Origin of the sequence: Streptomyces griseoloalbus (assembly GCA_014650015.1) — a bacterium.
GTDB lineage: Bacteria > Actinomycetota > Actinomycetes > Streptomycetales > Streptomycetaceae > Streptomyces > Streptomyces griseoloalbus.
The window spans coordinates 105,576-120,887 of the sequence record BMUD01000011.1 but is presented as its reverse complement, the minus strand read 5'-3'; the positions used below and the strand labels follow the sequence as shown (position 1 = coordinate 120,887).

The following is a 15,312-nucleotide window of genomic DNA, read 5'->3' as shown; positions in this document are numbered from 1 at the left end:
GAGCCCGATGAGCCAGGCGGCACAGAACCTGAACTGGTTGATCACCAACTTCGTGGACAACACCCCGGGGGTGTCCCACACGGTGGTGGTCTCCGCCGACGGACTCCTTCTGGCGATGTCCGAAGGCTTCCCCCGTGACCGCGCCGACCAGCTCGCGGCCGTCGCCTCCGGTCTGACGTCTCTGACGGCAGGCGCGTCCCGGATCTTCGAGGGCGGCAGCGTGAACCAGACGGTTGTGGAGATGGAGCGGGGATTCCTGTTCATCATGTCCATTTCCGACGGTTCGTCGCTCGCGGTTCTCGCACATCCCGAGGCGGACATCGGCCTCATTGGGTACGAGATGGCGCTTCTGGTGGACCGTGCCGGTACGGTCCTGACTCCGGACCTTCGTGCGGAGCTCCAGGGGAGCCTTCTCAACTAAAGGACGGACGGTGCGTTTTGGCGTCCCGTGGCCGTAAGGTTTCGGGACGCGGCTCCACATGATGGGTGCCAGGCACAGTCGGAGGAGGAGAAAGTGGCAACACCCCAGGACGGTTCATCCGCGGGCAACTGGTCGTACGGCCCCGCCCAGGGCCAGAACGACGGTTCCCAGAACGGGTACGGCTACCCCTCCGCTCCGCACCACCGGCAGCCGTACGCGCCGCAGGGCCCCGGCCCTTCGCCGTACGACCAGCCGCACGCCCCCCGCATCCAGCCCGTGCAGCCGCAGCGCCGAGCACCCGAACCGGCGCCCGCCGGGGCGTCGAACAATCCCCTGGTGCGCCCGTACGCCATGACGGGCGGTCGCACCAGGCCCCGGTACCAGCTCGCCATCGAGGCGCTGGTGCACACCACCGCGCAGCCGCACCAGATGCAGGGCCAGCTGCCCGAGCATCAGCGGATCTGCAACCTTTGCCGGGAGATCAAGTCGGTGGCCGAGATCTCGGCCCTGCTGACCATCCCTCTCGGCGTGGCCAGGATCCTCGTCGCCGACTTGGCGGAGGCGGGCCTGGTCGCCATCCATCAGCCCGGCGGCGACGAGAGCGCCGGCGGCCAGCCAGACGTGACACTGCTCGAAAGGGTGCTCAGTGGACTTCGCAAGCTCTAGCGGCGGTCCTTCCCGCTCCACCACCTCGGCGAAGATTGTGGTGGCGGGTGGCTTCGGCGTGGGCAAGACCACGTTCGTCGGGGCCGTTTCGGAGATCAACCCGCTGCGCACGGAGGCCGTCATGACGTCTGCTTCGGCAGGCATCGACGACCTCACCCACACCGGGGACAAGACCACCACCACGGTGGCCATGGACTTCGGCCGCATCACCCTGGACCAGGACCTGATCCTCTACCTGTTCGGCACCCCCGGCCAGGACCGCTTCTGGTTCATGTGGGACGACCTGGTGCGCGGCGCCATCGGCGCGATCGTGCTGGTGGACACCCGTCGTCTCGCCGACTGCTTCCCGGCCGTCGACTACTTCGAGAACTCGGGCCTCCCCTTCGTCATCGCCCTCAACGGCTTCGACGGTCAGCAGCCGTACAACCCGGACGAGGTCCGGGAGGCTCTGCAGATCGGGCCCGACACGCCGATCATCACGACGGACGCGCGGCATCGTGCCGACGCGAAGTCGGCGCTGATCACTCTCGTGGAGCACGCGCTGATGGCACGCCTGCGCTAGGGCCTGCGGCGCGACTGCCCACCGCGCGCGGGCAGTCGCGCCGCGGCCTGCGGGCAGTCGTGCCGCTGGGGCGGCACGGGTGGGCGCGGGCGGGACCCCTCGGATGTCGGGCAGCGCGATGCCCCCTGCGGCCACTGGGCCGCAGGGGGCTGTCGCATGCCGGGTGCGGGTGGTCATTGGCCGGTCGTGCGGTTCCCCGCGCATCTGGGGGCGTTGCCCCGACGGCGTCACGAGAAGAGGCCCCTCCTTCGTGGAGGGGCCTCTTTCATGGTGCCGGGGGTCAGCGCCAGCTGTGCGGGGCGCGGAAGCCGCCCTCGCGCTCCAGGCGGCGCCAGCCGGCCCGTGCGCGGCCACGGTGGGCCGGCGCGGTGGCGGACGGCTGGGCGGCCGCCCGCGCCAGCAGGATCGCCGTGAGGGCGGCGACTTCCTCGGGCCCTGCGTGGCCCTTCTCGACGCGGATGTCAGGTGTGCTCATGGTTCTCAGTCTCCCTGGGAGAGATGTCCGCCGGGTTACTGCGGCGGGTTGCCGTGCTTGCGGGACGGCAGATCGGCGTGCTTGGTCTGCAGCATCGCCAGCGATCGGATCAGCACCTCGCGGGTCTCGGCGGGGTCGATCACGTCGTCGACCAGTCCGCGCTCGGCCGCGTAGTACGGGTGCATCAGCTCGGACTTGTACTCCTTGACCATCCGGGCCCGCATGGCATCGGGGTCCTCGGCCTCGGCGATCTGCCGACGGAAGATGACGTTGGCCGCACCCTCCGCACCCATCACCGCGATCTCGTTCGTCGGCCAGGCGTAGGTCAGGTCGGCACCGATGGACTGGGAGTCCATGACGATGTACGCGCCGCCGTACGCCTTGCGCAGGATCAGCGAGATCCGCGGCACGGTCGCGTTGCAGTACGCGTACAGCAGCTTCGCACCGTGCCGGATGATGCCGCCGTGCTCCTGGTCCACACCCGGCAGGAACCCGGGCACGTCCAGGAAGGTCAGGATCGGGATGTTGAAGGCATCACACATCTGGACGAAGCGGGCGGCCTTCTCGGACGCCTCGATGTCCAGCACACCCGCCAGCGACTGCGGCTGATTGGCGACGATACCGACCACCTGACCGTCCATCCGGGCCAGCGCGCAGATGATGTTGCGCGCCCACCGCTCATGGACCTCCAGGTACTCGCCGTCGTCGACGATCTCCTCGATGACCTTGGCCATGTCGTAGGGCCGGTTGCCGTCGGCCGGGACCAGGTCGAGCAGGACCTCGCCGCGGCGGTCCGCGGCGTCCGTGCTCTGCGCCCGCGGCGGGTTCTCCCGGTTGTTCTGCGGGAGCAGCGACAGGAGGTAGCGCACCTCGTGGATGCACGTCTCCTCGTCGTCGTAGGCGAAGTGGCAGACGCCGGAGGTCTCGGCGTGGACGTCGGCGCCGCCCAGACCGTTCTGGGTGATCTCCTCGCCGGTGACCGCCTTGACGACGTCCGGGCCGGTGATGAACATCTGCGAGGTCTCGCGGACCATGAACACGAAGTCCGTGAGGGCGGGGCTGTAGGCCGCGCCGCCCGCGCACGGGCCGAGCATCACGCTGATCTGCGGGATGACGCCGGACGCCTTGGTGTTGCGCTGGAAGATGCCGCCGTACCCGGCGAGGGCCGAGACACCCTCCTGGATGCGCGCGCCGGCACCGTCGTTCAGCGACACCAGCGGCGCGCCGGCCGCGATGGCCATGTCCATGATCTTGTGGATCTTGGTGGCGTGCGCCTCACCCAGCGCACCACCGAAGATCCGGAAATCGTGGGCGTAGACGAAGACCGTGCGGCCGTCGACCGTGCCCCAGCCGGTGATCACACCATCGGTGAACGGCTTCTTGGTCTCCAGACCGAACCCCGTCGCCCGGTGCCGGCGCAACTGCTCGACCTCACGGAACGACCCCGCATCCAGCAGCAGCTCGATGCGCTCCCGCGCGGTCAGCTTGCCCTTGGCGTGCTGCGCCTGGGTCGCCTTCTCGCTCGGGCCGGCCAGTGCCTGGGCACGGATCTCGTGCAGTTCAGCCACGCGTCCGCGCGCGTCGGTCGGCTCACCCGGCGCCTCATCCAAAACGGTCATGTAGTGACCTTACGAAGACCACCCAGGAATGCGAGCCGTCGACTCCTCACAGTCTCCGGGGTGTTTTCCTGGTACCACTGAACAGAACCACGGGGGCATACAGGCGTTCCAACTGCTCAGAGGGCGTCCGGCTTGTAAGGGTCACACAAAGACGACAGCTGAGAGCCACCTCACATCGACGGGTGGCGCATACCTCCCCGAGGGTGATGCGCAGCCGCGGCCGGGGGCCGGTGGCCCGGATTTCAGCGGACTCCGGGGCCCTCGGTGCTCTTCGCACCGGGTGATCCCGGACGATCTCCACCGGTTCACCCGTTCGAGTCGGTTCGCTGCCGCAGAGGGTAGCGGTACGGCCGTGGCCGCGGAGCGGGGGGACGCGGCGGTGAGCGGTCCCGCGGTGCCCGGCTGCCCGAAGGCGGCGGTGAGCGGTCAGGCCGAGGGCGCGGCCGTTGACGCCGTCCACGACGTGGTCGACGGCCGCGCCGGTCCGGCCGGGGGCGGCCTCGTCGTACAGGGCGGCCATGATGTCGGCGGGGAGGCGCCGGCCGCCGATCCGCACGGGTCCTCAGCCGAAGTGGTTCAGGAGTCTGCGGTAGAGGCTGGGCGTGAGCGCGCGTACGCGGGCCGGGAGGGTGAGCCAGGCGGGGATGTAGGTGTCGTCGCGGGCCTCGGCGACGGCGTCCCAGACGGCGGCAGCGATCCGGCCGGGTGAGGTGGGCCGGGGGCGGGACCGGTGGTACGGCCTGCCGCGGCGGGCGAAGAAGCCCGTCGCGACGGGGCCGGGCACGACGAGCGTCACCCCCACACCCGTACCGCGCAGTTCCTGCCGGAGCGCCTCGGCGAACGCGGCGAGTCCGGCCTTGGCCGCGGAGTACACCGCTTCCTCCCGCACTCCCACGCAGCCGGCCACCGATCCGACGAGCACCACCCGGCCCCGGCCGGACTCCACCATGGCGGGCAGCACCTCCCGCACGAGGTGCAGCGTCGCGTTGAGGTCCAGGAACAGCACCCGGTCGATGTCGGTGTGCGGCATGGTCAGGAAGGGCCCCGCCCAGCCGATGCCCGCCCCGGCGACCAGCACGTCGATCCGGCCGGTCGCCCGCAGGGCCGCCTCCGCCAGGAGCCGCGCCCCCTGCGGGGCGCCGAGGTCGGCGGGCAGGAGGACCGCGGACGTACCGGACGCCGTCTCCTCCAGCCGGCGCCGGTCCCGGCCGCTGAGCAGCAGATGCCAGCCCCCGGCGGCGAAGCGCCGCGCGGTGGCCGCGCCGATGCCCGAGGAGGCGCCGGTGACGAGGGCTACCCGCCGGTCCGTGCGGGGCGGCGGCCCGTGTCCCCGCGCGGCTGCCCGGGCGGAGGCGGCGGCACCGCGCGCGGGGTCCGCCGGAGGGTCGTAGGTGGAGCCGGAGCCGGTGGTGGTCACGAGTCGGTCTCCCTGCGCTGTCGGTCCGCTTAGGTCTCGTGGTCGCTGCGGGTCCTCGCCCTCCAGGACACCCCCACTCCGGTGCACCGCGCCAGTGCTGGAGCCCGTCCGCCCGGCCCCGGTGCCGCCCGGTCCGGACGCGCCGTTCTCCCCGTCGGCGGGCAGGGCGGCCCGGCGCGCCGGGGGGCCGTGGGCCGCGCCGCAGGACCACTCCTGCGTGCCGCACGATGGGGCCAGGCGGGCGTATGAGGGATACGCGGCCCGATGTCCCGGTATACGAAGGGGGCACCCTTTCCTGTCCGGTCCGTCCGGCCCCCGTGGCGAGGTCACCATGCGTCTGCTGCTCGTCCACCCCAGTGCCCTGATGTACTCCGAGATCTTCCTTCGGCTCGAACCGCTGGGCCTGGAGCGGGTGGCGGGCGCCGCCCGTGCGGCCGGTCACGAGGTCCGGGTCGTCGACCTCCAGGTGCTCGGTCACAACCGGCTGCGCGACGAGGTGCGGTCCTTCCGTCCACAGGCCCTTGGCATCTCGCTGAACTACCTGGCGAACATCCCGGAGGCGATCGGGCTCGCGGAGCGGGTGAAGCGGGAGGTGCCGGACTGCTTCGTGTTCTTAGGCGGGCACAGTGTCTCCTTCGTCGCCGAGGAGGTCCTCGAACAGGCGGCGGGCGCGGTCGACGCGGTGGTCCGCGGGGAGGGGGAGCCGGCGGTCGCGCCGCTGCTGGAGGCGGTGCGCGACGGCGGGGTGGAGGGTGTGCCGGGCATCGTCACGGCGTCCGGTCGCGGCCCCGCGCCGCTGATGCTGCACGGTATCGACGCGCCGCTGCCGGCGCGTGACCTGATGCGCAGCCGGCGCCGCTACTTCATCGGCGAGCTCGATCCGTGTGCCTCCGTCGAGTTCACCCGGGGCTGCCCCTGGGACTGCTCGTTCTGCTCGGCGTGGACGTTCTACGGCCGCAGCTACCGCAAGGCCTCGCCGGAGGCGGCGGCGGAGGAGCTGGCGAGCGTCCGCGAGCCGAACGTGTTCATCGTGGACGACGTGGCCTTCATCCGTCCCGAGCACGGGAACGCCATCGCCGCCGAGGTCGAGCGGCGCGGCATCCGCAAGCGGTACTACCTGGAGACGCGTTCCGACGTCCTGCTGCGCCACCCCGAGGTGTTCGAGCGATGGGCGCGGCTGGGGTTGCGCTACATGTTCCTCGGCATGGAGGCGATCGACGCCGAAGGACTCGACCTGTACCGCAAGCGGGTCAGTCCCGACGAGAACCTCAGGGCGCTGGAGACGGCCCGTCGGCTCGGCATCAAGGTCGCCGTCAACCTGATCGTGGACCCGGCCTGGGACGAGGAACGCTTCCGGGTGGTGCGGGAGTTCGCGCTGGCCGTGCCGGAGATCGTGCACTTCACCGTGATGACGCCGTATCCGGGTACGGAGATCTGGCACACCGAGTCGCGCCGGCTCACCACCCGCGACTACCGGCTCTTCGACATCCAGCACGCGGTGGTGCCCACCACGCTGCCGCTGGAGCGCTTCTACGAGGAGCTGGTGCGCACCCAGGCGGTCATCAACCGCAAGCATCTGGGGGTGCGCACGGCGTTCGGCGCGGCGCGCGTGCTCGCCACCCATCTGCTGCACGGGCAGACGAACTTCGCCCGCATGCTGTGGAAGTTCAACCAGGTCTACGACCCGCGCCGGCAACTCGCCGACCATGCGCGGCCGGTACGTCACGAGCTGCCGCTCCCCCGGCACCTCGACGTCGGTGACCGGCGCAGGCTGTACGTCCACACCCGGGACGCGACGCAGGACACGCGCCGGACGCCGGACTAGACGGTGTCGTCGGGATCAGGCCGACTTCCGGGAAGCGGCGCCTCGCGGCCGAGCCGAGCGGGGTCCGGTCCGTGCCGCCGCAAGGCGCAGGAGGGCGCCGGGGCGGAGCCCCGGCGGCCGACGACAACGCGGTGGACACGCCTGCCGGGCCCCGCTCGGCTCAGCACGCTCCGAACGACACCGCCTGACTTGGACCGGGGGTTCTTCCGACATGGGGATCGCCGTCCTCGCCTCGCTCGCCGCGGGTGTCTGTTTCGCCGTCGCGGGGGTCATGCAGCAGTGGGCGGCGGCGGCGCGGCCGGACGCGGAGGCGCTCACGGCCCGGCTGCTGGGGCATCTGGCGCGCGACCGGTTGTGGCTCTGCGGGATCGCTCTGGCCGTGGTGGCGTACGGATTCCAGTCGCTGGCGCTGGCGTTCGGGCCGCTGAGCCTGGTGCAGCCGCTGATCGTCGCCGAACTGGTCTTCGCCGTCCCGCTGTCGGCTCGGCTGCACCGGCTGCGGCTGGGCCGGCGCGAGTGGTCCGGCACGCTCGCGGTGGCGGTGGGTCTGGCGCTGGCCCTGGTCTCCGCCCGCCCGCACGGCGGCGACCCGCGGGCGGCCGGCCCGCTGCCCTGGCTGCTGGCCGTCGGCGTGATCGCCGTCGTGGTCTGCGGTGCCCTCGCGACCGCGCGGGTGCTGGCCGGCCCGTGGCGGGCCTCGGCGACGGCGCTCGCCGCGGGGGCGGTCATGGGCACCCAGTCCGTCCTGCTGGCCGCGACGGTGGACCGGCTCCGGCACGGGCTGTTCGCGGCCCTGGCCGCCTGGCAGACCTACGCGCTCGTCGCGGCCAGCGTGGGCGGCCTGCTGCTCATCCAGAGCGCGTTCCAGCAGGGTCCGCTGGCCGCGAGCATGACCGTCCTGGACGCGACGGAACCGGTGGTCGCGGTGACCGTGGGCATGCTCCTCTTCGACGAGACGATCCGCACGGGCTGGCCGGTCTCGGCGGTGACGGTGGCGGGGCTGGCCCTGGTGGCGGCGGGGATCGCGAGCCTGGACACGTCACCGGTCATCGCGGCGTCGCACGGTCGGCACCGGGACGGCGGGGGGTGAGCGGGTCCCGGCCGCTCAAGAGGTGTGGGTGCCGGACGCGCGGCCGGCTCTCGGGGTGTGCCGGAGTGTCCGGGCGGGGCGGGACCAGACCGGCAGGAGGTCCTCCCCGAGCACCCGGTCCCAGGTGGGGTGGCTGGTCCTGGACGTCACCGCCGCCCGCTGCCGTACCGCCTCGCGTGCGGCGGGTCGGTCGAGCAGCGGGCGCAGGGTGTCCGCCCAGGCCCGTGGGTCGTCCCGGGGGACGACGATGCCGTCCCGGCCGGGTGCGCTCAGCCAGCGGGTGGTGTGCGCGCCCTCGGGCAGGACGACCGCCAGGCCGCACGCCATCGCCTCCGCGACGACGTTGCCGCTGGTCTCCGTGCGGGACGGGAAGGCGAAGACGTCGCAGCCCGCGTACACCCGTGCCAGCCGGTCCTGCGGGAGCGGCCCGAGCAGGGTGACGTCCGGCCCGAGCGCGCGGCGTACGGCGGCCTCCTCCGCGCCCGAACCCGCCATGACCAGGTGCGCGGCACCGCCGCGGGCGCGCAGCAGCCGGACGCTCTCGGTCAGCAGGGGCACGCCCTTGGTGGCGTCCAGCCGGCCGGCGAACAGCACCAGCGGGCGGTCGGCCGGTACGCCGTACTCGCGCACGAGCCGGGCGCGTGCGGTGGGGTCGGGCCGGAAGAGGTCGTGGTCGATGCCGCGGCGCAGCAGGGCCACGCGGTGCGGGCCGAGCGTGCGGGCGAGCTCCGCGCGCCCTTCCGGGGTCGGGACCAGGACGCGTTCGCAGCGGCTCAGCAGCCGGTCCCGGCGCCGGCGCAGCCGGGTCTCGGCCCGGTCGGCGAGAAGGTCGTCCACCGTCGGATGGGTGCCGGGCAGCCAGCGGTCGGTGAGATAGCGGGCGTAGACGGAGGCGAGCAGCGGTACGTCGGTGTGCACGGAGCCGATGAGCCGGGGCCGGGGGGCGGATCGCCGGGCCGCGTGGTGGTCGAGCCGTACGGCGGTGGCGGCGAAGGCGAAGCTGTGGGTGAGGTGCCAGACGTCGTGCCGGGGCAGCAGGGCCGCGAGCCTCGGATGCCAGGGCGCGAGGTCGCAGACGTCCTCCGCGCTGTCGGCCGACCGTATCGCCGCCGTGCTGAGCACCGGCCGGAGCGCGACGATCCGGACGTGCGGGCTCAGGGGCTCCACGCGCTCCCGTTCGCCGAGGAAGTAGACGGTCAGGTCCAGGTCGGGTGGTGTGCCGCCGCGGTCGGGGGACAGGCGCTCCGGAAGGCGGGCGGCGCTGCGCGCGAAGTGTTCCCAGCACTTCACATGGCCGCCCGACGTGTCGCGCCGCAGCAGCTCCACCAGCACCGCTACCGAGAGCACGACCTGCGGGTACCACGCGTTTTGGCGACTGAATCGCGCCACCCACGGCAAAGATGTTGAATGTTGAAGGGAATAGGTCTACGGTGGGTTCCGTTCAGTTAGTTGAACATTCAACCTGATCTCCCAGGAGGAACACCATGAGCATCTTCGGCCGCAAGAACGACGGAACCGCCACCGCGACCACCGCTTCCGCCGTGAACCCGGACCTCGCCGCGCTGACCGGCGAGTACACGATCGACCCCGCGCACAGCACGATCGGTTTCGTCGCCCGGCACGCCATGATCACCAACGTCAAGGGCGGCTTCAAGGACTTCACCGGGACGCTGCGGCTCGACGGCTCCGACCCGTCCAGCTCCACGGCCACCCTCGACGTGGTGATGGACAGCATCGACACGGGCAACGCCGACCGTGACGGTCACCTGAAGACGGCGGACTTCTTCAAGACGGACGAGTTCCCGGCGATGACGTTCCGCTCGACCAAGGCGGAGGCCCTCGGCGGCGACGACTACCGCGTCACCGGTGACCTGACCATCCTGGGCACCACCAAGCCGCTCACCATCGACCTCGAGTTCAACGGTGCCGCGACCGACCCCTTCGGCAACGAGCGCGTCGGCTTCGAGGGCAAGGCGGAGATCCTGCGCTCCGAGTGGGGCCTGACCTGGAACGCGGCGCTGGAGACGGGTGGCGTCCTGGTCTCCGACAAGATCAAGCTGAACTTCGACATCTCGGCGATCCGCAAGACCGCCTGACACCGCCCCCGGCGCCCCCGACCGGCGCCCCCCTGAGCGCGCCCGCCCCCCAACTCCCCCGTACGGGAGGGCGGGCGCTCGGCGTACCCGGGAACGCCGGCGGCCGGGCGGAACCGGGCCGTGCCCGTTCAGAAGCCGCCGCCGAAGTCTCCCCCGCCGCCACCGAAGTCGCCGCCGCCGAAGCCGCCCCCGCCACCGAAGTCGCCGCCGCCGAAGTCGCCGCCGTCGAAGTCCGCGCCGGAGACGTCGCCGCCCGCGTAGCCGCCGAAGTCGCCGTAGCCCGCGCCGTAGTCGGTCGCGTAGCCGGGGCCGGCCATCATGCCGCCGAGCATGGTGCCGACGAGCAGGCCGGGCAGCAGGCCGCCGCCGAAGTAACCGCCCGCCCAGGGGCCGTAGGCGGGACCCGCGTCCCAGTAGGGGCGGCGGCCGTAGTCGGTGTCGACCTCGCGGACGGCGGGGTCGAGACCGTCGGCGAGACGGGTCCGGTCGGCCGCGCACACCGGGACCTCGCGTGTGGCGCCGCCCGGCGGCGTCCAGGTGGCGTCGGTCACCGAGGGCCCGTGGCGGGGGTCGAAGAAGCAGGGCGGCCGGCGCTCCGGCAGCGGGCGCCCCTCGCGGCGGGCGGCGAGCCGGGCGAGGGAGAAGCGGCCGTCCTCCACGGCCTGGGTGACGGCACGGACGTCCTCCGGTTTGCGCGCCTGGGCCATGTACGACTTGGACTGCTCGTAGGCGTCCAGCGCGTGCTCGTAGTCCGCGCGCATCGCGTCGTCCGCGCCGGATTCGGAGGGGTGGAAGTCGAGGCGGTCGAGTTCCTCGCCGAACGCGGTGATGTCCTCGTCGACCACCACCCGCAGCTTCTCCAGCGCGGCCCGCTGCTCCTCCTCGTGGCGCCGCCGGTTGCGGCGGACCAGGGTGTACGCGCCCACGCCGCCGGCCGCCAGCACCGCTCCGACGGTGATCAGCCCGCCGACGGGGGCGTTGCCGCCGGACCCCTCGCTCCAGGAACTCGGAGCCGAGCCGCCGGTGTTGCGCAGCGCGTCGTCGACGAAGTCGTTCAGCTGGGCCTTCGCGTCGCCGGCGCCCTGCACGGCCGTGACGAGGTTGCGCACCCCGTCGCGGCTCAGCACACTGCTGTCGGCGCGCGCGTCGAACGCGTCGCCGAGCCGGATGCCGTACAGACCGGTGACACCGGTCTCGGTGCGCAGGTTCCTGAAGAGGTCCTGGGTCGGATAGCCCGCCGGGAGGACCGCGACGAAGACGGGTTTGTCCGCGTCCTCGATCTTGTCGGCGAGGGCCTGGGCGTCGGAGGGGGCCAGGATGTCCCTGGCCCCGGGGTCGACGTAGACGGGGCTCTCGCGCAGTTCCCGGGCGACGACCGACAGATCCGTGGCCGCCTGCGCCCCGGGCGCACCGGCCATCAGGACCGCCAGTACGGAGGCCACCGGCACGATCAGCAGGCGTACGAGGGTACGCGTCAGCGCGTCCTTCATACGTTCGAAGCTACCCGAATTCCGCTGGAAACGGACATCGGGGTCGGCAGGGGTTCCGGTGACACCCCTGCCGGGCCGGGTTCCTACGCCGCCGGCTCCACGCCGGCCCGCAGCAGCCCGTAGGCGTACGCGTCCTCCAGGGCCTGCCAGGACGCGGCGATGACGTTCTCCGCGACGCCCACCGTGGACCACTCCCCCGCCCCGTCGGACGTGGAGATCAGGACCCTGGTCGTGGACTGGGTGCCGTGCTTGCCCTCCAGGATGCGGACCTTGTAGTCGACCAGCTCCAGCTGGGCGAGCTGGGGGTAGATCTTCTCCAGGGCGACGCGCAGGGCGCGGTCCAGGGCGTTGACCGGGCCGTTGCCCTCCGCGGTGGCGACGATGCGCTCGCTCTTGGCCCACAGCTTGACCGTGGCCTCGTTGGCGTGGGTGCCGTCGGGGCGGTCCTCGACGATCGCGCGCCAGGACTCCACGTCGAAGTACTTCAGCGGCCTGCCCTCGGCCTCCGCGCGCAGCAGCAGTTCGAAGGAGGCGTCGGCGGCCTCGTAGGTGTAGCCCTTGAGCTCGCGCTCCTTGACCCGCTCCACGACCCGGCCGACCAGTTCCCGGTCGCCGCCGAGATCGATGCCGAGCTCCTTGCCCTTGAGCTCGATGGAGGCGCGGCCGGCCATGTCGGAGACCAGCATCCGCATGGTGTTGCCGACCTGCTCGGGGTCGATGTGCTGGTACAGGTCCGGGTCGACCTTGATCGCGGAGGCGTGCAGGCCGGCCTTGTGCGCGAAGGCGGAGACACCGACGTAGGGCTGGTGGGTGGAGGGGGTGAGGTTGACGACCTCGGCGATGGCGTGCGAGATACGGGTCATCTCGCGCAGGTGCCCCTCGGGCAGCACCCGCTTGCCGTACTTCAGCTCCAGGGCGGCGACCACCGGGAACAGGTTGGCGTTGCCGACCCGCTCGCCGTAGCCGTTGGCCGTGCACTGCACGTGGGTGGCGCCCGCGTCCACGGCGGCGAGGGTGTTGGCGACCGCGCAGCCGGTGTCGTCCTGGGCGTGGATGCCGAGCCGGGCGCCGGTGTCGGCGAGCACGGTGGCGACCACGGCCTGGATCTGCGCCGGGAGCATGCCGCCGTTGGTGTCGCAGAGGACGACGACGTCGGCGCCGGCCTCGGCGGCGGCGCGGACGACCGTCTTGGCGTACTCGGCGTTGGCGCGGTAGCCGTCGAAGAAGTGCTCGCAGTCGACGAAGACCCGGCGGCCCTGGCCCTTGAGGAAGGAGACGGTGTCGCGGACCATCTCCAGGTTCTCGTCGAGGGTGGTGCGCAGGGCCAGCTCGACATGGCGGTCGTGGGACTTCGCGACCAGCGTGATCACCTGGGCGCCGGAGTCGAGGAGCGCCCTGACCTGGGGGTCCTTCTCGGCGGTGGTGCCGGCGCGGCGGGTGGCGCCGAACGCGACCAGCTGGGCGTGCCGGAACTCGATCTCCTGCCGGGCGCGGGCGAAGAACTCGGTGTCCCGGGGGTTCGCGCCGGGCCAGCCGCCCTCGATGAAGCCCACGCCGAACTCGTCCAGGTGCCGTGCGATGGCGAGCTTGTCGGCGACCGTGAGGTTGATGCCCTCGCGCTGGGCGCCGTCGCGCAGGGTGGTGTCGAAGACGTGGAACGAGTCGTCGGGCTCGCTGGTTGCGGTCATGGTGTGAAGGCTCCTGAGTTGATCTCGGTCTACCGGAATGACCGGCTCCACCGTCCCCCCATGTTCCCTCGCGCCCCGTTCCCGGCTGTGGGTGGGCCAGGAAACAGAAAAACCCCTCGCGGGTGCGAGAGGTCTGCGCGCGGGTCGAGGACGACGATGTCCGCCCGTACCGTGTCGTACGTGCGGTCACTGCGGACCGGCGCGCCTGCTGCCAATAATCGTGGCGAACGAGAGCACGGGGGGATTCTGGCACAAGGCGCCCCCGTGCTCACGATCCGTCTCAGGATGCGGGCGGTGCGTGGTCAGCGCAGGCGGCGGACGAAGCCGTCGTAGTGGCCGTTGGTGTCGTCCGGGACGAGCTGGGCGGACTCGCTGCCGAGGCCGATGCGCCGGGCGCCGGCACCCACCCAGGAGACCGTCACGGAGGCGTCCGTCACGGGCCCCGAGGTGACGGACTCGCTGATCAGCCGCGTGCTGCCGGTGCGCAGGTCGCGGAGGTAGACGTTGGACGGCCCGAGCCCTCCGTCCGCGAGGCGCGGCTCCGCCCGGTAGGCGACGTACCGGCCGTCCGGGCTGAGCACCGGCTCCTGGGGCCGGTGCTCGCCGGCCGGGCCGGAATCGACGCGCCGGGTGACGTCGGTCCGCAGATCGCGCACGTACAGGTGGATGTCGTCCCCGGGCTCCTCGCCCGGGACCAGGTCGTCGCCCCAGTACTGGAACGCGACGGTACGGCCGTCGGCGGAGAGCGAGGCGGGCATGGCGTACCGCTGGGCCGGGGTGCCGTCCGCCCTGACGTTCACCTGCTCCTCGGTGCCGGTGCGGCGGTCGTGCACCCACGTGGCGCCGTACGAGCTGCGCGGCACCGACTGGGTGTACGCCACGAAGGTGCCGTCGGCGCTGATGCCGTCCAGGATCGCCGGGTTCGTCGGGCGGTCGCGGTTGCTGATCCGCTCCACGGCGCCGGTACGCCGGTCGAGGACGTACACGGCGCCGAAGAGGTCACCGGGGTCGCTCTCCATGCGGTCGGCCTTGGCGTTGAAGGCGATGTGGCGGGCGTTCGCCGACATGACGGCGCCGCCCGCGTAGGCGGACCCCCCGTCGAGGCCGACGCTGATCCGCTCGGTGCGGCCGGTGCGCCGGTCGTGGAGGTAGATGTCGTGGACCCCGGTGTCCGCCGGCGGATCGTCCCAGTGCACCAGGTTCCCCGCCCGGGAGCGGAACAGGACGTACCGGCCGTCGGCGCTGATGCCCAGCGCGGACGAGTCGCCGTCGGCCTGCGCGCCGTCGGAGCTGACGCTGACCCGCTCGACGGTCCCCTCGCGCAGGTCGCGCACGAAGACGTCCGTCAGCCCGTTGGTGTCGCCGGGCACCAGGTTCGACGCGTTCGCGCTGAAGGCCGCGAACCGGCCGTCGGTGCTCAGCCGAGGGCCGTACGCGGCGCCGTCGGCCTGCTCCCCCGTCGCCGACAGCGTGACCCGCTCGGTCCCCGGTCCCGGCGCCGGTGCCGCCTGGGTCGCCGACAGCGCGACCATCGCCCCCGCGATCACCGCGACGCACGCCCCCCGCATGGCTCTGCGCATGGTTTCCCCTGATTCCCCGTGTCCCCGTGTCCCCCGTGTCCCCCGTGGACGGCCGCTCCCCCGGCCCGCGCCGAGGGCTCCCCCGAGCCAACCGCATCGCCGGCCACCCGGTCAATCCGCCGTTTCGAGTACAACCCGGGCGCGGGCTCAGGCGTCCGCGAGGACGGCTTCGGTGAGGAACTCCCGTACATGGCCGAGGACTTGGGCCGGTCGGTGCCGCGCCGGCCGTCGGTGAGGAACGGGGGCCCGATGTCCCGCATCCAGGCGTCGTCGAGGTGCCGTCCCTCTCTCTTGAGTCTTGCTCGAACACCAGGACAGTCGTGGTCCCGCGGAAACGCCCTCAGGGCCGGCCCCGGCACGGAGTCGGGAGCGGCCCTGAGGGA

At 72.3% G+C, this 15,312-nt stretch carries 13 protein-coding genes; 6 read left to right on the top strand and 7 right to left on the bottom strand.

The genetic code is table 11. From position 1 onward, the window contains the following. Positions 1-7: 7 nt before the first annotated feature. The 3 genes from IE178_RS18490 to IE178_RS18480 all read left to right on the top strand — a co-directional run bounded on the left by IE178_RS18490 (position 8) and on the right by IE178_RS18480 (position 1,649). The gene (locus IE178_RS18490; protein ID WP_004983065.1) at positions 8-421 is read left to right on the top strand and encodes a roadblock/LC7 domain-containing protein; all 414 of its coding nucleotides are present in this window, start codon (positions 8-10) and stop codon (positions 419-421) included. Positions 422-514: 93 nt separating this feature from the next. Then, positions 515-1,087, top strand: a complete 573-nt coding sequence (locus IE178_RS18485) for a DUF742 domain-containing protein (protein ID WP_193513086.1) — start codon at positions 515-517, stop codon at positions 1,085-1,087. After that, a complete protein-coding gene (locus IE178_RS18480; protein WP_009314218.1) occupies positions 1,068-1,649 on the top strand; it encodes a GTP-binding protein in 582 nt (193 codons plus the stop codon). Before IE178_RS18485 ends, IE178_RS18480 begins: the two co-directional genes overlap by 20 nt. Before the next feature lie 280 nt (positions 1,650-1,929). Here IE178_RS18480 and IE178_RS18475 read toward each other — a convergent pair whose 3' ends face one another. From IE178_RS18475 to IE178_RS18465, 3 genes are all read right to left on the bottom strand, one after another. Next, entirely contained in the window at positions 1,930-2,124 is a 195-nt protein-coding gene (locus IE178_RS18475; RefSeq protein ID WP_184764098.1) for an acyl-CoA carboxylase subunit epsilon, read from the bottom strand. 35 nt (positions 2,125-2,159) lie between these two features. After that, complete coding sequence (locus tag IE178_RS18470; RefSeq protein WP_193513085.1) at positions 2,160-3,743, bottom strand: acyl-CoA carboxylase subunit beta; 1,584 nt, start codon at positions 3,741-3,743, stop codon at positions 2,160-2,162. Between the two features lie 562 nt (positions 3,744-4,305). Then, on the bottom strand, positions 4,306-5,160 hold the full coding sequence (locus IE178_RS18465; RefSeq protein ID WP_184764091.1) for an SDR family NAD(P)-dependent oxidoreductase: 855 nt from the start codon (positions 5,158-5,160) through the stop codon (positions 4,306-4,308). 331 nt (positions 5,161-5,491) lie between these two features. Between IE178_RS18465 and hpnR the strand changes: the two genes are divergently transcribed. After that, a complete protein-coding gene (gene hpnR, locus IE178_RS18460; RefSeq protein WP_193513084.1) occupies positions 5,492-6,985 on the top strand; it encodes a hopanoid C-3 methylase HpnR in 1,494 nt (497 codons plus the stop codon). Positions 6,986-7,196: 211 nt separating this feature from the next. Further along, complete coding sequence (locus IE178_RS18455; protein ID WP_193513083.1) at positions 7,197-8,075, top strand: DMT family transporter; 879 nt, start codon at positions 7,197-7,199, stop codon at positions 8,073-8,075. Positions 8,076-8,090: 15 nt separating this feature from the next. Here IE178_RS18455 and IE178_RS18450 read toward each other — a convergent pair whose 3' ends face one another. After that, positions 8,091-9,422, bottom strand: a complete 1,332-nt coding sequence (locus IE178_RS18450) for a glycosyltransferase (RefSeq protein ID WP_193513082.1) — start codon at positions 9,420-9,422, stop codon at positions 8,091-8,093. 137 nt (positions 9,423-9,559) lie between these two features. Between IE178_RS18450 and IE178_RS18445 the strand changes: the two genes are divergently transcribed. After that, positions 9,560-10,171: a YceI family protein gene (locus IE178_RS18445; protein WP_184764088.1), complete on the top strand. Its 612-nt coding sequence runs from the start codon at positions 9,560-9,562 to the stop codon at positions 10,169-10,171. Positions 10,172-10,299: 128 nt separating this feature from the next. On the opposite strand, the gene IE178_RS18440 is transcribed toward IE178_RS18445, so the two are convergent. From IE178_RS18440 to IE178_RS18430, 3 genes are all read right to left on the bottom strand, one after another. Further along, a complete protein-coding gene (locus IE178_RS18440; RefSeq protein ID WP_193513081.1) occupies positions 10,300-11,661 on the bottom strand; it encodes a hypothetical protein in 1,362 nt (453 codons plus the stop codon). A gap of 83 nt (positions 11,662-11,744) precedes the next feature. Then, a complete protein-coding gene (gene cimA, locus IE178_RS18435; protein WP_193513080.1) occupies positions 11,745-13,349 on the bottom strand; it encodes a citramalate synthase in 1,605 nt (534 codons plus the stop codon). A 302-nt stretch (positions 13,350-13,651) separates the two neighbouring features. Then, positions 13,652-14,929 carry a TolB family protein gene (locus tag IE178_RS18430; RefSeq protein ID WP_193513079.1) on the bottom strand — a complete coding sequence of 426 codons (1,278 nt, stop codon included), beginning with the start codon at positions 14,927-14,929 and terminating at the stop codon, positions 13,652-13,654. Between the last annotated feature and the right edge of the window lie 383 nt (positions 14,930-15,312).